This is a genomic window from Pseudomonas sp. 5Ae-yellow (assembly GCF_014077575.1).
In the GTDB taxonomy this organism is placed as follows: Bacteria; Pseudomonadota; Gammaproteobacteria; order Pseudomonadales; family Pseudomonadaceae; genus Halopseudomonas; species Halopseudomonas neustonica.
Map to the genome: position 1 here is coordinate 320044 of NZ_JACGWE010000001.1, position 17778 is coordinate 337821.

Sequence of the window (17778 nt, forward strand, 5' to 3'; positions counted from 1 at the left end):
GATCAGTCTGTTGCGGTAGCTACAATTGTTTCAGCGGATGCCTAACCGCTAAACTGAGCGCCCTTCTCGCCTGCCTCAGCGGAGCACCATGTCTGACCTGTCGCTATCCCAGCTCGCCCTGATTGGCCTCATATTTGTCTGGAGTGGTTTTGTTCGCTCGGGGTTAGGATTTGGCGGCGCGGTGCTATCACTGCCCTTTCTGCTGCTGGTCGATAACGATCCGTTGGTTTTTTTGCCGCTGATTGCCGCACACCTGCTGCTGTTCTCCTCGCTCACCATCTTCTTGAACAACCGCAAGCGTGCCCCCAAAGCCGATGGCGAGGTGCGCGAGAGCACCGTCGACTGGCGCTATTTGTGGCGTATGTTGGGGATCATGATAGTGCCAAAGATGATTGGCGTGCTGGGTCTACTGACGCTGCCGGCCAGCGTAATGAGCATCATCATTTTCTGCATCGTCGGCACCTATTCGGTGTCCTACATTCTCAACCGCCCCTTTCGCAGTAACAGCAAACTGGTGGACACCGTGTTCCTGATGCTGGGCGGTTACGTCAGTGGTACCTCGTTAATTGGCGCACCCTTGATCATCGCCGTAGCGGCACAGCATGTAGCCAAGGAAAAATTGCGCGACACCCTGTTTGCCCTCTGGTTTATTCTGGTTGCAATCAAGATGGCCGCGTTCATCTACGCTGGCGTCGATCTGCAGCTGATACACCACCTATGGTTACTGCCCTGCGTCACCCTGGGTCATTTTATTGGCCTACGCTTTCACGACCACATGCTTAAAGGCGAAACCAGCAAATTCTTCCGCATTCTTGGTATCACCCTGTTAGCCATCAGTTGTATTGGCCTGTGGGAGATTCTGGCTGCCTAGCCCATGCAAGTTCAAGAACCAGCTCTGACAGGAGCCATTAGATGACCGAATTGAAGCTCTATTCCAATGCACAATCACGCGGCCGCATCGCGCACTGGATGCTGGAGGAAACCGGCACCCCTTATGAGACGGTGTGGATCGAGTATGGCGAGCAGATGAAGAGCCCCGAGTACCTGGCGATCAACCCAATGGGCAAGGTCCCGGCAATGGTGCATGGGTCCATGATCGTTACCGAGTGCGCGGCCATTTGTGCCTATCTGGCTGATCGCTTTCCGACGAATAATCTAGCACCGGCAATAGATGATCCGCGCCGAGCCATTTATCTGCGCTGGCTGTTTTTTGCCGCAGGCCCGCTGGAAACAGCCGTTACCGCCCGTACCCTGGGCTGGAAAGTGCCTGAAGGGCAAAGCCGCATGGCAGGGTTCGGTAGTTACGCCGATACGATCAATGCCTTGGAAACGGCATTGCAGGACGGTCCCTGGCTGTGCGGCGCGCAATTTACCGGTGCAGACGTCTACATCGCATCTCAGTTAGGCTGGGGCATGATGCTTGGCACTATAGAAAAACGCCCGACCTTTGCACGCTATGTGGAACGCGCCTATGCCCGACCTGCCCACATGGCGGCAGATCGGCTGAACGGCGACTGATTTACTCGCGCCGCGCGCTCGCTCAGCACGTGAAGTGCTGCTCACTCAGGTCATGCTCATCCAGATAGAGAACACGCGCTGTCTTGAACCGCAGATCTACCGTGAGATGACAATAGTGCTCGCCATGCCGCCAGGCCATGGCGACGCTAGTATCGTTGGAGTAGTTCAATTCAAAACGCCCTTCGAAAGCCGGGTAATTACTGCGAAAGCGCATCAATTTCAGCAGGCGTTGCACTACCGGCTGCTCAATTGCTTCGTCTACCTCCTCCAGACTATAGAAATGCCGATTGATATCGCGCAGCTCGCCCGTCTGCTGCATCAGCTCTTCGTCGTTGCAACCTGCGAGCAAACCAACATAGTAAACCTGAGGAATGCCAGGACAGAAAAACTGGATGGCGCGCGCCGCGATATAGGCGTCATCGTTCTGCATCAGGGCATCGTAAAAGGTGCAGGTCAGCTGGTAGATCGCGCCGACACTGTTAACCCGGGCAGCCGATCGCCGAAGAATCGGATCGGCGCTGCGCTCGTTGATGTTATCAATCAGCTCCTTGATCTTGTCGTCCGGCAGAACACCTTCGACATCGGGAATACAAATGCCATCGTGCGTATCCAGTACGGTGATCATATTGCGCGGACACATACGCAACCAGTTCTTCAGGTAGACGCTATTTGCATCCAGCAGTGAATACAGCATCAATGGCGGCAAGGCAAAGCCGTATGGGTGCATATTGCGGCGTGAAATCGCGTACTGGTAACTGGTGTGGTCATGCACTTCAGGCAAGCATTGCGCACCGTGACGCAACGCGACCTCATTGATCCATTCCAGAATGCGATAAACGTCCGGCTCAACCAGAAAACAGCTGGTGCCGATGCGCTTGGTGGTATAACCAAAGGCGTCCAATCGCAGCAGCTTTACCCCCCGCGCGGTCAGGAAGCGGATGTATTCTTCCATCAACGCATAGGTCAGCGGAGACTCGTAATTAAGGTCGATCTGCCGTTCGGTAAAGGTACACCAAACCCGCCCGCGGCTGCCGTCGGCAAAGGTCACGTCGCGAAAAGGCTCCTTCTCCTTGCGGATATGGATTTTGGCGAGATCATCCGGTGTAATCTCGCCGAAGCGCTCAACGTGCACAAAAAGCTCGGCATGCAGCGAGTCATAGCCTTTATCGAGAAAGTCGAGAAACTCAACCGACTCGTCAGAGATATGGTTGACCGTCAGATCGCAACACAGATCATAGTCAGCGGCCAGTCGCTCAATATCCCCCCAGTCGCCGAACTCAGGGTCCACTTCCTTGTGCGTCAGGGGTGAAAAACCGCCATCGGCATTGGAGGGGAAAAACGGCAGTATATGCACACCACCAATGGCGTCTGATAAATGCTTATCCAACGTGGCATGCAGGTCTTTAAGATTGCTGCCAAGGCGATTGGGATAGCAGATGAGTTGAACGGCATTGCGCAGCGACATAGGCGGTATCCTTGCAGAGAGGAAAAAGACTGGCTGCCTACTACCTTAGCCGGGCAACCAGACTGCTGCAAAAAACACCCTAGTGATATGGATCGCTTGAGGCTATCAGGCTGGCAATGGATGGCGACGCTCATGACGCCGCGCCAACCAATAGAGCGCGAGCCCGCCAAGCGCGGTAAAGGCACCCACGTATCCGGTCGACGTCCAGCCAAACCCGGCAACAATCGCCATGCCGCCCAGCCAGGGGCCCAAGGCATTAGCTATATTGAAAGCCGCATGATGAGCAGAGGCAGCCAGCGTCTGCGCATCAGCCGCCACATCCATCAGGCGGGTCTGCAATGGCGGTGACAAGGCCACCATACTGCCCACCGCAACGGACGCCAGCAGGATGCTCCACATGGCTTGGGCCGCAAGCGGAAACAGCAGCAATACCAGCGTGCTCCAGACCAGCACTACACCTACCGCGCGGAACTGCAAGCGCTCAAACAACCAGCCACCTGCCAGGTTACCGATAATGGCGCCAACACCAAACGCCGCCATAGCCAGCGGCACCAGCGCACGGTCGACCTTGGTTACGTCCAGCAGCGTCATCGCCAGGTAGCTGAAAACACAAAACATACCGGCAAAACCGATGGCGCCGATGCCAAGCGCGAACCAGACCTGAGGCCGACGAAAGGCCTGCAGTTCGGTTAGTGGATTGCTGGGTTTATGCTGCGCATCGAGCGGCAAAAACAGTGCAATCATCGCAACCGTGATTAACGCGATAACCGCTACAGCAACGAAAGCGTAACGCCAACTGATGGACTGCCCCAGCATGGTAGCTAAAGGATTGCCAATCAGGATGGCCAGGGTAAGGCCCAACATCACCTGGCTGACGGCAGCAGCACGTTTATTAGGCGCAACCAGCGAGGCGGCAACCAGCGCGGCAACACCAAAATAGGCACCGTGCGGCAAACCCGCGATAAAGCGCGCCAGCATCAAGCTCTGATATCCCGGTGCCAGCGCGCTACCTATATTGCCTGCAGCAAAAAACAGCATCAGCAGCAGCAAAAGATGCCGTCGCCGCAGCCGCGCGCCAAAGATCGCCAGAATCGGGGCACCCACCATCACGCCGACTGCGTAGCTGCTGATGACGTGACCGACCTGAGGTTCACTAACGTTAAGGTCAGCCGCCATGTCAGGCATCAGGCCCATAATCACAAATTCCCCGGTGCCGATGGCAAAACCACCGACCGCGAGCGCCAGCAAAATCAGCCAGGAGGCAACTTTGGCCGGTACTTCGGCTGCGGACGGGAGGGCTTCCAGCGATGAATCAGACATGCAGTGTCCTGTCGTGTAGTAGAAAAAGTGCGCGATTATTCGCCCTTTGCCTGCCTGGGAGAACCCTTGCCCAGTCGATTTGGCAATAATTTGTGAAAATAGGAAAAAAACCCATGATTTCGCCGCAATACATCCGGGAAAACAGCGCTTAATACTGCGTCAAATCGAGCCAAGGCCCGGAATCCGGTATGCTGACCACCCCGGAATCAGGAAACGGCTGCATGTGGGATCTGACAAGTTACGCAGGACTCTTTCTGATCGCGTTTGGCGCTGCGACGGTGCTACCGGCGCAATCAGAATTTGCGCTGGTGGCATTAATCCTGCAAAACCTCCACCCCGTATCCCTGTTATTGCTGGTGGCCACTGCCGGCAACGTACTGGGGGCCATACTCAACTGGGTACTAGGGCGCTACCTTGAAAAGCTGCAACACAAGCGCTGGTTTCCTCTGAAACCGAAACAACTTCATCGCGCGCAGGCTACTTATCACCGCTGGGGTTACTGGTCGCTGCTGATGAGTTGGGCGCCCTTTATCGGCGACCCGCTGACCATTGTTGCCGGCTTGATGCGCGAACCCCTTTGGAGGTTCGTCGTGATCGTCACGCTGGCCAAGGGTGGGCGTTACCTGCTGCTGGCCGCCGCTACCCTTGGCTGGGTTCCGGCAGAAACGCCGGCGCAAGGTGCCACTTAGCGCTGCGACTGAATATATAAAGCCTCAACCTTGGTCCGCGCCCAGGGCGTCTTGCGCAAGAACTTGAGACTGGAGTTGATGCTCGGCTGGCTAAGAAAGCAGTTGATCGGAATGCGCCTGCCCAACTCCTCCCAGCCATACTGCTCAACCAGATCGCCAACAATCGTCTTTAGCGTTACCCCATGCAGCGGGTCTGCGTGCTTTATCTCGCTGGGCTCTTGCGGCATATCGGTATCCTGATTGATCTGTATACAGCCACCGCTCTACTGAGCTTGGGCAAGAAAGCCTGTATTCTACCCGCAGCGAGCGGCTTGCCCAGCCCCAGCGCGCGAATTCAGCCACGGTAGACAATGGAATAGCAGATGAATGATCCCCAGGTTTTGATCGGCCTGAGTAATCCCAAGAGCCCGACCAACGTGGGCGCTATACTGCGCGCTGCGGGTTGCTTCAACGCCCATGCTGTGCGCTATACCGGCACTCGTCATGACCGAGCGGCGCAATTCAATACCGATACCCAGAAGGTTAATCAGCGTATTCCTGCCACACGTGTGGAGTCTCTGCTGGAGCCACTGCCCGCTGGCACGCAGATCGTTTGCATTGAGCTGGTTGAAGGCGCGGTTGCACTGCCGGAGTTCGTCCATCCGCAGCGTGCGCTCTATGTGTTTGGCCCAGAGGACGGCACTCTGGAGCAGGCGCTCATCGACCGCGCTGACGCGGTGGTATATATCCCTACCCAAGGCTGCCTCAACCTGGCTGCGACCGTCAATCTGGTGCTCTACGACCGTTTATGCAAAGACCCTCAGTATGCTCGCGGCGACGAACTGATTCGTCGCAGCCGGGATACCAACAACAATGTTAGAATCCGCGGCAAACCTGCCAGCCAACGATAAGTGCCCGCCGTGACTCACACCTCCGCAGACTTCGACGTTATAGTGCTTGGTGCCGGCGCCTCCGGGCTGTTCTGCGCCTTTACCGCGGCCCAGCGTGGGAGACGGGTATTGGTGCTGGAGCGCGCCAACAAGATCGGCAAAAAGATCCTGATGTCCGGTGGCGGACGCTGCAACTTCACCAATCAAATGGTCGAGCCAAGCAATTTCCTGTCGCGCAACCCACACTTTTGCAAATCTGCCCTCCAGCGCTACAACCAATGGGAGTTCATATCCCTGGTCGAGCAGCACGGCATTGCCTATGAAGAGCGCAAGCATAGCCAACTGTTTTGCCAGGACTCCGCCAAACAGATCGTCGCCATGCTGGAAGATGAGTGTATACAGGCTGGCGTCGAGATCCGCACTCAGTGCGAACTGGAGCGGCTGGAAGCGCTAAACGAGACTGGCAATGCTGCGCGCTATCGCTTGCATCTGCAGCACAGCGGTCGGACGCAGAAGCTGACCTGTACCACCGTAGTGGTCGCCACCGGCGCGCTTTCGGTACCCACACTGGGTGGTTCAGGCATCGGCTACCAACTGGCCGAACAGTTTGGTCTGAAACTCATACCCAGGCAGGCCGGGCTGGTGCCATTCATGTTCAGTGACACCATGAAGCCCCTGTGTGAGCGACTGTCCGGCCTCGCGCTGGACATTGAAGTCAGCTGCAATGGCCAGTCGTTCAGCGAGGCCATGCTGTTTACCCATCGCGGCATCAGCGGCCCGGCAATATTGCAGATATCCAACTACTGGGCACCTGGCGATGAAATCAGTATTGATTTACTCCCCGGCATTGATGCCCTTGAATGGCTACTGCAGGCCAAGCGAGAACAGCCACGTAGCAGACTGAAAACGCTATTGGGCAAACGCTTGGCCAAGGGGCTGGTCAGCGAGCTGCAGCAACTTTGGTGGCCGCAGCAGGACGATACGGCATTGGCCGAATTCAGCGATCGACTGCTGAGCGATATCGGCCAGCGACTGAATGCGTGGTGCCTGAAGCCTTCCGGCACTGAGGGCTACCGCACCGCCGAAGTCACGCTCGGCGGCGTCGATACCGACGACGTAAGCTCCAAGACCATGGAAGCCAAGCATCAAGCAGGCCTGTATTTCATTGGCGAGGTGCTGGACGTTACCGGGCATCTTGGCGGATTCAACTTCCAGTGGGCCTGGTCATCTGGCTATACCGCGGGCCAGTTTGTCTAACTGCCAGGCTGAGATGACTATTTCAGCCGCACAATGAGCATATCTGGCCGCGCATTAAACTCCCTGACTTATCATCCTTGTCTACACTGTCACGACGATAGCAATGCGTGCGTGTGCTGGACAGCAGGGTTCACCGCATTCGGGTGTAACGTTTTGGACAAGGAGTACACATGACGGTCATTCCTCGAGGTTTCCACCTGCCTATAGCAGCGTTGATGGGCACCCTCGCCCTGCCCGGTGCAGCGCAGGCAGCGGTCACAAACCCAGCGGACGCGCTTTTTTTCGGCGGCCCTGTCCTGACCATGGACGATGCCCAGCCAAACGTGGAAGCCGTCGCAGTTGATGATGGCATCATCGTCGGTGTCGGCAGCCGCGCCGAACTGGAAGCCGATTTTCTCGGACCAGAAACCCAACTGCACGACCTGCAAGGTCGCACTCTGATTCCTGGCTTTGTCGACGCTCACAGCCACTTTTCCTTTGTTGGCATCCAAGCCATCGCTGCCAACCTGTTGCCGCCTCCAGACGGCCCCGGCAGCTCGATCGCCGAGCTGCAGACAGCACTGAGGGAATACCTGGACAGCAGTTCGCGCGCGCAGGACTACGGCATACTGATCGGCTTCAACTACGATGATTCGCAGTTGCAGGAGCAGCGCCACCCCACCCGACAGGAGCTGGATGCGGTATCCACCAGCCTGCCCATCATGGCCATTCACCAGTCAGGTCATCTGGGGGTTTACAACAGCAAGGCGCTGGAAGTATTAGGAATCAATGCCGATACAGCCAATCCAGAGGGCGGTACCATTTACCGCGAGAAAGACGGCGTCACTCCTAACGGCTTGCTGGCAGAGAACGCGCATATTGGCGCCTTGCTTAAGCTGATACCCAAGTTTACGCCACAACAGAGCATCGACATGCTCACGCAGGCGCAAGACATTTACCTGGCCAACGGCTTCACCACTATTCAGGACGGCCGCACCTCACCCGATACCTTGCAAGGCCTTGCGCAGGCTGCCAAGGCGGGATACTTCAAGGTCGACGTAGTTGCTTATCCGGACCTGGTCAGCAATCTACAGAACCCTATGCTTGAAGGGCCGCTGATGTCTCGTGACTATGCCGATCACTTTCGTATCGGCGGCGTCAAACTAACCTTCGACGGCTCGCCACAAGGCAAGACAGCCTGGTTTACCCACCCTTACTTCCAGCCACCCGAGCATGAGGATGCCAACTATAGCGGTCATCCGCTATTCGCTGACGAGGCCGAAGCACGCAGGATAATGAAGCAGGCCTATGACCATGACTGGCAGGTACTGGTGCATGCAAACGGTGACGCGGCTATTGATCAACTGATCCGCCTGACCGATGCAGTGCAACAAGATATACCCGATACCAGGGATCCTCGCACCGTGCTTATTCACGGACAGTATCTGCGAGCGGATCAAATACCCGAACTGGTCAGACTCGGCATTTTCCCTTCGCTGTATCCCATGCACACTTTTTATTGGGGCGACTGGCATAGTTCATCGGTAGCCGGGCCGGAGCTGGCTAAATTTATCTCGCCGACAGGTACACTCTACCGCGCAGGAATCAAGTTCAGCATCCATTCTGATGCGCCCGTCACATTCCCCAACGCCATGCGCATCTTGCACAGTGCGACCAATCGAGTCACCCGTAGCGGCGTCATCCTGGGGCCGGAAGAGCGATTGGATGCGCTGACGACACTCAAGGCAATGACCATCTGGCCGGCCTACCAGCACTTCGAGGAAAACAGCAAAGGCTCTATTGAAAAGGGCAAGGTTGCTGACTTGGTTGTACTGTCGCAAAACCCGATCACGCTGCCGCGTGAGCAGCTACTGGAGCTGAAGGTCATGGAAACAATTAAGGACGGGGAAAGCGTGTACCGTGCAGACGCCCTCTAACTGCGCCGCGAGCGGCGCCCAGCCATAAGCGCGCCAAGCAATAGCAAGGCCAGGGCGGCGTAGAGACAACGCTGCACCAACACAGCATGACGGCTGTAAAAGCTGCCACCCGACTGTGCCGAGAAGGGTATATCGACCAGCAACTCCGCCCTTGAGAATGCCTGTGTGCTAGCAATAATTCGCCCGCTGGGAGAGATTGCAACCGAGGGACCGTTATTGATCAGATGCACCATAGGCACGCGGTTTTCCACGCCCCGTACGATGGACATATCGCGATGCTGGAAAGGTTGCGAGGTTTCACCAAACCAGTTGTCCTGGGAGAGAAACAGCAGCAGCTTTCCGGCCGCGTCAGCGCCGATGGAGTCCGCTACAAACTCGGGAAAGGCCGTCTCATAACATACCTTGGGGATCACCCGCATAGTACCGGCATTGAACTGCATATGCTCTGTACCGGCTCCCAGCGGCCGCAGATAGTCACCCATAAAAAGTTTGGTAACCTGGACAACGCCCGGAAGCTCAAAAAACGCCGGCAGGTATTCACCAAACGGCATGCGCTTGACCTTGCGATACTGCCCCGCGCGCACGCCATCGGAGGCCAACCAGGCAACGGTGTTATAGCTCACCCGCTGAGACTTCAACCAACGCGTTTCAACATCGTGAAAAAACAACGGCACGCCCCACCGCCTGACCTCTTTGGCGTAACCATCACGAACGGTGAACAGATCGTAATACCCTTTATAGCGTGCTTCAGGCCAAGCTATCCATTGTGCTCCCGCCCTCGCCAGTCGGCGGCTAGCCAGCATTTCTTCCGGCGCCTCTCGGGTAAACCCCGCACGCGGCTCAGGGATACGCCGACGCGGCGGGTCATTGGGCTGCACCAATCCAATGCGGGTCGTCTCCCAATGACGCGCCTGGGTATCCCAGTAATTCAAGGCGTATACGCCGTAGCCAAACCACAGCAGTAATACACCTGCGGCCGTCAGCATAGCGCAACCAGCCGCGCGGTCGCCGCGGTGAGCAGCCTGCAAAAAATGAAACACAAGCGTACTGAAGATCAGCATTATGATATTCAGGCCCTTGGCACCAAACAGATCTACGCCTTGCAACGCAACCAGAAAGCGAACCTGGCCTTCGGCAAAATCGGTAACGAAAAGCTGCGGAAAAACAGCCATCACGGCGGTCACTACGAGAGGAAAGGTGAGCAGGTCGAGACGCGGCAAACGCTCAGCCACCCAGCGATACAGCAGACAAGCAAAGCCCACGGCAAGCCCTGTATACAACCAGAACAGCATCGCCAGACAGGCACTAGCCAGCCATGAGAGCCCCTTGAGATGGATCATAAAGTCGATCATCCAATGGCTGGCTCCGGCAAAGCAGAGAGCACCAGCCACCCAACCAAGTAAAAAGGCTGCCGGCAGCCGGGTCCCACGCACGGCAAAGAGCAGTGGCAGACCGGCCAGCCAACCGGTCCAGAACAACGCCGGGTTAACCCAGGGAGCAAACATCATCACACCGCTGATCGCCGCCAGCAGAAAACGAGTACTCCAAGGCATGGTCAGGGTCGGCTGACCCACAGCCGGGGCATCATCCAGAAAGGTCGTGGATGGAGCATCAGACGACGACATGTAACCTCTTGTTATTATTCAGCGGTGCCCCACCAGCTTGGCACCTTGCTGCCAAGCCTCAGGATCTGGCGGTTATAGCGATGCCATGACAATAGAAGCGCCACCGCCAACGCAACATCACCCGTTAGGGTGAGTTAACCGCCAAGAGCAGGCTGGCGTGGCACGAGCGAAACCCGGTATTCTTGTTTCTTTGCTCGAAAAGGGATACTTACCCATGCCCCATTGGTTGACGGGTTTGCTGACCTGCCTGTTGATTCTGCTGAACACCCTGATTGGTATCGGCCCGATGCTGATACTGGGTATCATCAAGGTCGCTATTCCCAATACTGACCTGCGACGCCATTGCTCCAAGGGCGTCATGTGGATCGCAGAAACCTGGGCAGAGGTCAACAAGGGTATTTTTCACCTTCTGCTGCCGACCAAATGGGATGTGCGCTGCGATACTCCACTCAAAGCAGATCAATCCTACCTGGTCATCAGCAATCATCAATCCTGGGTCGATATCCCCGCGCTGGTTAACGCATTCAATCGCAAAACGCCCTACTTCAAGTTCTTCCTCAAGCGCGAGCTAATCTGGGTTCCCTTCCTGGGCCTGGCTTTCTGGGCGCTCGACTACCCCTTCATGAAGCGCTATAGCAAAGCCCATTTGGCGAAGCATCCGGAGGATCAAGGCAAGGATCTGGAGATTACCCGCCGGGCCTGCGAGAAATTTCAGAAACTACCGGTGACGGTCGTCAATTATCTGGAGGGCACACGTTTCACACCGGCCAAACATCGCCAACAACAATCGCCCTATCGCTATCTGCTCAAACCCAAGGCGGGTGGCATTGCCTTTGTCGTCGCCACGCTCGGCGCGCAAATGAGTTCAGTGCTGGACGTCACGATTCTTTACCCGGGTGACCGTCCGCCAGGCTTTTGGCGGTTGGTCAGCGGCCAAGTATCGCGCATTACCGTCGACATTCGTGGCCGCGCGCTACCCGCTGAACTGGTGGCGGGTGACTACAGTCTGGACCCGGAGTATCGCGCGCGTTTCCAGCAGTGGGTCAGCCAGCTCTGGACAGAAAAAGACCAGCTCATTGCCGAGCTGCGCCAGGAAAACGCTTAGCGGCACAAAGCTGGGCAACAATATAGTTAGTCCGGTAACCCGGCAATCACCTCACTGAGTACCTGACACGGCATATCCAATGCTTCGGCGACTTCCGCATTGCACAGCGCACCGCCGCTAACATTCAACCCATGGGCCAAATGCGCGTCATCAGCCAGTGCGCGCTTCACGCCTTTGTTGGCCAGCGCCAGCACGAAAGGCAAGGTTGCGTTATTCAGCGCCTGGGTCGAGGTACGTGCTACCGCGCCCGGCATATTTGCCACGCAGTAATGCACCACTTCGTCGACGATATACGTCGGCTGATCATGGGTCGTGGGGGCGGACGTTTCCGCACAACCGCCCTGGTCAATAGCCACATCTACCAGCACAGCCCCAGGCTGCATGCGTGCGACCAACTCTGCACTGATGAGTTTAGGCGCCGCCGCACCAGGAATGAGCACAGCGCCAATAACCAGATCGGCACCCAACAACTGTTCCTCCAGCGTCGCACCCGTTGAGTACAAGGTGTTGATGCGGTTGCCATACAGGGCATCCAGACGTCGCAAGGCGTCCGGATTCTTATCCAGCACAGTGACATCTGCACCCAGGCCAACCGCCATGGCCAAGGCATTACTCCCCACCACACCGCCGCCAAGAATAACTACCTTGCCACGCGGCACACCCGGCACCCCACCCAGCAGGACGCCGCGACCGCCTCTCGCTTTCTCCAGGCAGCCAGCGCCAGCCTGAATAGCCATACGCCCGGCCACCTCTGACATGGGTGCCAGCAACGGTAACCGCCCGTGCGCATCGGTCACCGTTTCATAGGCAATACAGATAGCGCCGCTGGCCAGCAGCTCCTCAGTCTGAACGCGATCCGGCGCCAAATGCAGATAAGTAAACAACACCTGTCCCGGCCGCAACCGGGCGCGCTCCTCGGCTTGTGGCTCCTTGACCTTAACCAGCAAGTCAGCCTGCGAGAACAGGTCATCAACTGATACCAGCTCGGCTCCCGCCTGACGGTAAAGAGCGTCGTTGTAGCCGATGGCCGTGCCCGCGTCATACTCGATGAACACCTGGTGCCCCTGCCGTACCAGTTCGCGTACCGACTGCGGCGTCAGACCCACGCGGTACTCGTGATTCTTGATCTCTTTTGGAACGCCAATCTGCATGGCTCTGCCCTCCTGACTAATCAGACCTTTAGTTACCAGTGTAGCTGGAGATAAGAGAGAAACGCCGAGAACCAAACGCAACGAAAGCCGATGATCAGCTGCTGACCAGGGATTCTGGAACAGGGTTATGCGCAGAAACGATCCGGTTACGCCCGGAGCTCTTGGCCTCGTACATGCGTTGGTCAGCCACTTTCAACAACGTACTGAGGTCATCGCCATCATCTGACAAGGTGGCGACCCCCCCGCTGAAACTGATCTGCAGCTCGGTACCGTTCAACTTCAACGGCGTTGCAAAGACCTGCTGACGCAAATGATCAGCCAACTTTGCCGCCTGCTGATGATCCGCGCCCAGCAACAAAAGAGCGAACTCTTCGCCACCCAATCGACAGACCATATCAGAACCGCGCAAACGCTCTGAGAGTTTGCCCGCAATATGCTGCAACGCCCTGTCACCTGTCTCGTGTCCATATTGATCATTGACGTGCTTGAACTTGTCGACGTCCAGCACCACCAGAGACAACGCCATTGCGCTGCGCTCGGCCTGGCTGCGTAAGCGAGTGAATTCCTCACCCATACGCATCCGATTGGCAATGCCGGTCAAACTGTCGGTACCGGCAAGCTCAATCAACCGGGCTTCATTACGCGTTCGACTACGCTCATAAATATGCGAAAAAAGCATAACGGCCAAACTGCTGAACGCCAGGTTGGTAACAATGAGCGCATTCATCGCATTTTCACCCGTTATATAGCGCACGTTGAAGGCAACAATCGCGGCTGAAATAAAGATGCATGACATCCACAGCCCACCGCGCTGCCCCAATAGCAGGTAAGAAATAATGGGGATAGTCTGAATCCAGGCAAAGACGGTGAAGGACGTATTGGGCAGCACCAAAGCGAACACCATGATGCAGAAAAAAGGAACCAGAAACGCGATTGTCCAAGCATCAAGATGCTTTGTCTTGGGAATGATGGGCAACAAACTGAAGCTGAATAAAGCATAGGCCACCTCAATGGCAGCCAAAAGATATAGCCCTCGATAGATATTTAAACCTGCAAAGGTAAAACCAAAGAGGAGCGTAAGCCACAACAGCGCGCGCAACACGGAGCGGCGATGGCTTTGATCTTGCTCAAGTTGCTCGGCCATTCTTTTCCTCTTGAAATACTCTTTTCTTGGAGCGAGGCAACAGACTTCAGAACAAAGGAGAGGACAATAGTATCCACATAACCGGAAGTAGTGCGAATAATGATCAAAAAAACGCTAACTTTTACCTCAATCGCTTCTCAATGGGCCAAGATGTTGTCATGCTGCAACACAAATCAGGTGATGGCCATCTGCCCAGAGACTAGATAGTAGCAGCGATAACCGACAATAGTGCCAAGGATCTCAAAGTGACCGCAATTTCCCTGCTGGTATGTGACGACTCCAATATGGCTCGCAAGCAGCTGATTCGGGCGCTGCCAGCAAATTGGCCATTCCGGATCACGCAAGCTACAAATGGCCTTGAGGGACTTGCAGCCATTCGTGCCGGAGCTGGGCAGGTAGTACTCCTGGATCTGACGATGCCTGAGCTGGATGGCTTCGGCGTCCTTGCGGCGCTGCGCGAAGAGGCGCTGACACCGGACGTCATCGTTGTATCCGGCGATGTGCAGGAAGAAGCCGTACGGCGGGCAAAGGCACTGGGAGCCAAGGCGTTCCTGAAAAAGCCGGCCGATCCATTACAACTTGCCGAAGCCCTAAATTCGCTCGGTGTTGAGATCCCTTTGACAGAGGCACCTGCAGAGAGCAGAGAAAGCGATCTGCATCTGCCTACCGTGTCTTTCCGAGATGCCTTTCGCGAGGTCTCGAACGTCGCGATGGGCCGCGCCGCAGAGCTGTTGGGCCGGGTACTCGGTATTTTTATCAAGTTACCTATTCCCAACGTCAACATCCTGGAAGTCGGCGAGCTGCATATGGCGTTAGCCGACGCACAGCGCGGTCAGCGCCTTTCTGCGATCTGTCAGGGCTTTATTGGCGCCGGGGTGGCCGGCGAGGCATTGCTGATATTTCATGATTCAGAGATCGGCGACGTTGCACACCTCCTGAACACGCGGGAAGATGAGAGCGCTCAGCTTGAGATGCTGCTCGATCTAGCCAGCATCATCATTGGAGCCTGCCTCAACGGCCTGTCTGAACAGCTCAATATTTCCCTTTCACAGGGCCACCCAATGGTGCTTGGGCAACATTGCCCCATTGAAGATTTGATACGCATTAATCAGCGTCGCTGGAAGCGCACCCTGGCTGTAGAGATCAGCTACGGGTTGGAAGACCTGGAGATTCATTTCGACCTGTTGCTGCTGTTCACCGAAGATTCCGTGCCTCGGCTGCGGGAAACTCTAGACTTTATGATCAACTGAAAAAGGCAAGGTGCATGGCTGCTCAGTTTGACATCAATGAACTTCACTGGCTGCTCGATATTGTGCAAAGTATCGATGTAGGCCTGGTAGTCATGGATCGCGACTACAAGATAGAAGTATGGAACAGCTTTATGGAGAACCATTCCGGCTTCGGCTCGGACAAGGTAAACCAGCAATCGCTGTTCGAGCTATTCCCGGAAATTGACCAGGCCTGGTTCACACAGAAAGTTGAAACCTCGGTGATGCTGGGTACCCGTGCCTTTACCATCTGGGAGCAGCGCCCCAACCTGTTTCGTTTCAAAAGCTACCAGCCCATCACCGGGCTGGCCGACGAGATGTACCAGAACGTTACTATCCTGCCGCTGAGCAGCATTACCGGCAAAACCGACCGCGTATGTCTGATTATCTATGACGTGACCGGCGTTGCCGTGAATAAGCGTCAGCTGGAGTCGGCCAACACCAAGCTGCAGGAATTGGCACTGCGCGATGGTTTAACCGGGCTACTCAACCGCCGCTACTGGGAAAGCTGTCTTGAGCACGAGTTCGCTCGCTACCAGCGCTACGACAATCAGGTCAGCCTGGTAATGATGGATATCGATCAGTTCAAAAAAATCAATGATAGCTTTGGCCACCAGGCTGGCGACGAAGTCATCCGCACAGCAGCAAGACTGACCGAACAGTTGGCCAGAGAGACCGACTTCTGCGGGCGCTACGGTGGTGAAGAGTTTGCCATACTGCTGCCGGATACCTCGCTGGAAGGTGCCGAGCAGTTTGCCGAGCGTCTCAGGGAGAGTATTGAGCGGCAACAGATTGAGCATCAGGGCACACCGCTGAAGTTCACTGTCAGCGTCGGCGTTGCGGGAATAACGCCCGATATTGAAAAGTATCAGGATCTGATCGAGCGCGCAGACAAAGCGCTCTATCGCTCCAAAGCAGAGGGGCGAAACCGCACGACTGTATGGCAATAAACGGCGAGCTCTCTCTCCATCCGACTTGATTGCCAGGCCCGCCAAGCGCTGACCTGCTGCTAGTAGAGAGCTGCGATCTGATACACTGCAGGCCCTTTCTTTGCGCCAGGCTTGCCCCGTGACCCAGACTTCCTTCGACTCGCTAACACTTCCTCAGGCCATGCTCGAAACCCTGCAACAAATGGGCTATGCGAGCATGACGCCGATTCAAGCAGAAGCGCTGCCGCTGATTCTGCAGGGTGATGACCTGTTAGCCCAATCACGCACCGGCAGTGGCAAGACCGCTGCATTCGGTATTGGGCTGCTTACACCGCTGAATCCTCAGTTCTTTGGTTGCCAGGCACTGGTGCTGAGCCCAACCCGTGAACTGGCAACGCAAACCGCCACAGCGCTGCGCAACCTCGCTCGGGGACTGCCCAATATCAAGATCATCACGCTCTGTGGTGGCACGCCCTTTGGGCCGCAAGCGGCCTCTCTGGAACAAGGTGCGCACGTTATCGTTGGGACCCCAGGGCGCATCCAGGACCACCTGGCCCGCGGCACCCTCAAGCTCGATAGCCTTAACTGCCTGGTACTGGACGAAGCTGATCGCATGCTCGATATGGGCTTCGTCGATCCCATACGCGAGATTATCGGCCACACGCCCAAGCGGCGGCAGACGCTGATGTTCTCCGCGACCTACCCGGCAGGGCTGAAATCCTTGGCCAGTGACTTCATGCGCAACCCCAAACAAGTCACCATCAATGACGCGAGCCCGAGCAACCCCATAACCCAGCGTTTCTACGAAATCGAAGACGCTCAACGCTTTGACGCCGTTTTGCGACTGCTGGCGGCCAATCGTCCGCAGCCATGCATCGCCTTCTGCCACACGCGCCAGCAGTGCCAGGAGCTGGCAGACTTCCTGAATGCCAACAGCATCAGTGCGCAGGCCATTCACGGCGATATGGAGCAACGTGATCGAGATCAGGTGCTGGCACTATTTGCCAACCAAAGCTGCAGTGTCCTGACCGCCACCGATGTCGCTGCGCGCGGTATCGATATTGAAGGCGTGGAAGCGGTCATCAACGTTGAACTTTCTGGCGATCCTTCGGCGCATACTCATCGCATCGGCCGCAGTGGTCGTGCCGGGCAGTCAGGCCTGGCACTCAGTCTGGTCGCACCACGTGAGCTAAAGCGCGCGCGCGCAATCGAAGACAATAGTAAAGAGCCCCTGGACTGGCAGGAGCTGGATAGCTTGCCGACCACACTCACCGAACCCCTGGTAGCACCAATGCTTACACTGGCTATCGCAGGCGGTCGCAAGGACAAGCTGCGTCCCGGCGACTTGTTGGGGGCGCTGACCGGTGAAGCCGGATTAGCGAGCGATGCTATTGGCAAAATCAGCATCAGCGACTATCAAGCATTGGTCGCTATTCGCCGGGATCAGGCCAAAAAAGCGTTAGCTCGACTGAGTGAAGGCAAGATCAAAGGCCGTCGCTTTAAAGTTCGCTTACTGTCGTAA

Annotated in this window: 16 protein-coding genes; 10 read left to right on the forward strand and 6 right to left on the reverse strand. The window is 56.3% G+C overall.

The window, feature by feature from the left end:
* Nucleotides 1-88 precede the first annotated feature (88 nt).
* Together H4J77_RS01515 and H4J77_RS01520 are read left to right on the forward strand one after the other, a co-directional pair.
* Nucleotides 89-871 (forward strand): sulfite exporter TauE/SafE family protein, encoded by a 783-nt coding sequence (locus H4J77_RS01515; RefSeq protein ID WP_123888349.1) that lies wholly within the window; start codon nucleotides 89-91, stop codon nucleotides 869-871.
* Nucleotides 872-912: 41 nt separating this feature from the next.
* Complete coding sequence (locus tag H4J77_RS01520; RefSeq protein ID WP_182246736.1) at nucleotides 913-1518, forward strand: glutathione S-transferase family protein; 606 nt, start codon at nucleotides 913-915, stop codon at nucleotides 1516-1518.
* Nucleotides 1519-1540: 22 nt separating this feature from the next.
* Here the strand turns inward: H4J77_RS01520 and gtfA are convergent, their stop codons facing one another.
* Together gtfA and H4J77_RS01530 are read right to left on the reverse strand one after the other, a co-directional pair.
* Complete coding sequence (gene gtfA, locus H4J77_RS01525; protein WP_182246737.1) at nucleotides 1541-2983, reverse strand: sucrose phosphorylase; 1443 nt, start codon at nucleotides 2981-2983, stop codon at nucleotides 1541-1543.
* Between the two features lie 105 nt (nucleotides 2984-3088).
* Nucleotides 3089-4303: an MFS transporter gene (locus H4J77_RS01530; RefSeq protein ID WP_182246738.1), complete on the reverse strand. Its 1215-nt coding sequence runs from the start codon at nucleotides 4301-4303 to the stop codon at nucleotides 3089-3091.
* A 221-nt stretch (nucleotides 4304-4524) separates the two neighbouring features.
* Here H4J77_RS01530 and H4J77_RS01535 point away from each other — a divergent pair, with 221 nt between their 5' ends.
* Nucleotides 4525-4992, forward strand: a complete 468-nt coding sequence (locus H4J77_RS01535; protein ID WP_182246739.1) for a YqaA family protein — start codon at nucleotides 4525-4527, stop codon at nucleotides 4990-4992.
* Here H4J77_RS01535 and H4J77_RS01540 read toward each other — a convergent pair.
* Nucleotides 4989-5219 carry a VF530 family DNA-binding protein gene (locus H4J77_RS01540; RefSeq protein ID WP_123888344.1) on the reverse strand — a complete coding sequence of 77 codons (231 nt, stop codon included), beginning with the start codon at nucleotides 5217-5219 and terminating at the stop codon, nucleotides 4989-4991. The two genes, H4J77_RS01535 and H4J77_RS01540, sit on opposite strands and share 4 nt — an antisense overlap.
* A 135-nt stretch (nucleotides 5220-5354) precedes the next feature.
* Between H4J77_RS01540 and H4J77_RS01545 the strand changes: the two genes are divergently transcribed.
* From H4J77_RS01545 to H4J77_RS01555, 3 genes are all read left to right on the forward strand, one after another.
* Nucleotides 5355-5882 (forward strand): RNA methyltransferase, encoded by a 528-nt coding sequence (locus H4J77_RS01545; protein WP_182246740.1) that lies wholly within the window; start codon nucleotides 5355-5357, stop codon nucleotides 5880-5882.
* Between the two features lie 9 nt (nucleotides 5883-5891).
* A complete protein-coding gene (locus tag H4J77_RS01550; protein WP_310734913.1) occupies nucleotides 5892-7118 on the forward strand; it encodes an NAD(P)/FAD-dependent oxidoreductase in 1227 nt (408 codons plus the stop codon).
* Nucleotides 7119-7288: 170 nt separating this feature from the next.
* Entirely contained in the window at nucleotides 7289-9034 is a 1746-nt protein-coding gene (locus H4J77_RS01555) for an amidohydrolase (RefSeq protein WP_220469196.1), read from the forward strand.
* Here the strand turns inward: H4J77_RS01555 and lnt are convergent.
* Nucleotides 9031-10659 carry an apolipoprotein N-acyltransferase gene (lnt, locus tag H4J77_RS01560; RefSeq protein WP_182246745.1) on the reverse strand — a complete coding sequence of 543 codons (1629 nt, stop codon included), beginning with the start codon at nucleotides 10657-10659 and terminating at the stop codon, nucleotides 9031-9033. The two genes, H4J77_RS01555 and lnt, sit on opposite strands and share 4 nt — an antisense overlap.
* 214 nt (nucleotides 10660-10873) lie before the next feature.
* On the opposite strand from lnt, the gene H4J77_RS01565 reads away from it, so the two are divergent.
* Nucleotides 10874-11764, forward strand: a complete 891-nt coding sequence (locus H4J77_RS01565) for an acyltransferase (RefSeq protein ID WP_123888339.1) — start codon at nucleotides 10874-10876, stop codon at nucleotides 11762-11764.
* Nucleotides 11765-11790: 26 nt separating this feature from the next.
* Here the strand turns inward: H4J77_RS01565 and ald are convergent, their stop codons facing one another.
* Together ald and H4J77_RS01575 are read right to left on the reverse strand one after the other, a co-directional pair.
* Nucleotides 11791-12915: an alanine dehydrogenase gene (gene ald, locus H4J77_RS01570; protein ID WP_182246747.1), complete on the reverse strand. Its 1125-nt coding sequence runs from the start codon at nucleotides 12913-12915 to the stop codon at nucleotides 11791-11793.
* Between the two features lie 94 nt (nucleotides 12916-13009).
* Nucleotides 13010-14059 (reverse strand): GGDEF domain-containing protein, encoded by a 1050-nt coding sequence (locus H4J77_RS01575; protein ID WP_123888337.1) that lies wholly within the window; start codon nucleotides 14057-14059, stop codon nucleotides 13010-13012.
* A gap of 245 nt (nucleotides 14060-14304) precedes the next feature.
* Between H4J77_RS01575 and H4J77_RS01580 the strand changes: the two genes are divergently transcribed.
* From H4J77_RS01580 to dbpA, 3 genes are all read left to right on the forward strand, one after another.
* Entirely contained in the window at nucleotides 14305-15309 is a 1005-nt protein-coding gene (locus H4J77_RS01580) for a response regulator (protein WP_123888336.1), read from the forward strand.
* Between the two features lie 14 nt (nucleotides 15310-15323).
* Nucleotides 15324-16277 (forward strand): sensor domain-containing diguanylate cyclase, encoded by a 954-nt coding sequence (locus H4J77_RS01585; protein ID WP_123888335.1) that lies wholly within the window; start codon nucleotides 15324-15326, stop codon nucleotides 16275-16277.
* A 118-nt stretch (nucleotides 16278-16395) separates the two neighbouring features.
* Nucleotides 16396-17778, forward strand: a complete 1383-nt coding sequence (gene dbpA / locus H4J77_RS01590) for an ATP-dependent RNA helicase DbpA (protein ID WP_123888334.1) — start codon at nucleotides 16396-16398, stop codon at nucleotides 17776-17778.

Coding starts and splice junctions, on each gene's coding strand:
- H4J77_RS01555 (WP_220469196.1), top strand. CDS start 7,289: ATGACGGTCATTCCTCGAGGTTTCCACCTGCCTATAGCAGCGTTGATG.
- H4J77_RS01515 (WP_123888349.1), top strand. CDS start 89: ATGTCTGACCTGTCGCTATCCCAGCTCGCCCTGATTGGCCTCATATTT.
- H4J77_RS01530 (WP_182246738.1), bottom strand. CDS start 4,303: ATGTCTGATTCATCGCTGGAAGCCCTCCCGTCCGCAGCCGAAGTACCG.
- H4J77_RS01565 (WP_123888339.1), top strand. CDS start 10,874: ATGCCCCATTGGTTGACGGGTTTGCTGACCTGCCTGTTGATTCTGCTG.
- H4J77_RS01535 (WP_182246739.1), top strand. CDS start 4,525: ATGTGGGATCTGACAAGTTACGCAGGACTCTTTCTGATCGCGTTTGGC.
- H4J77_RS01575 (WP_123888337.1), bottom strand. CDS start 14,059: ATGGCCGAGCAACTTGAGCAAGATCAAAGCCATCGCCGCTCCGTGTTG.
- H4J77_RS01545 (WP_182246740.1), top strand. CDS start 5,355: ATGAATGATCCCCAGGTTTTGATCGGCCTGAGTAATCCCAAGAGCCCG.
- H4J77_RS01585 (WP_123888335.1), top strand. CDS start 15,324: ATGGCTGCTCAGTTTGACATCAATGAACTTCACTGGCTGCTCGATATT.
- lnt (WP_182246745.1), bottom strand. CDS start 10,659: ATGTCGTCGTCTGATGCTCCATCCACGACCTTTCTGGATGATGCCCCG.
- ald (WP_182246747.1), bottom strand. CDS start 12,915: ATGCAGATTGGCGTTCCAAAAGAGATCAAGAATCACGAGTACCGCGTG.
- gtfA (WP_182246737.1), bottom strand. CDS start 2,983: ATGTCGCTGCGCAATGCCGTTCAACTCATCTGCTATCCCAATCGCCTT.
- H4J77_RS01540 (WP_123888344.1), bottom strand. CDS start 5,219: ATGCCGCAAGAGCCCAGCGAGATAAAGCACGCAGACCCGCTGCATGGG.
- H4J77_RS01520 (WP_182246736.1), top strand. CDS start 913: ATGACCGAATTGAAGCTCTATTCCAATGCACAATCACGCGGCCGCATC.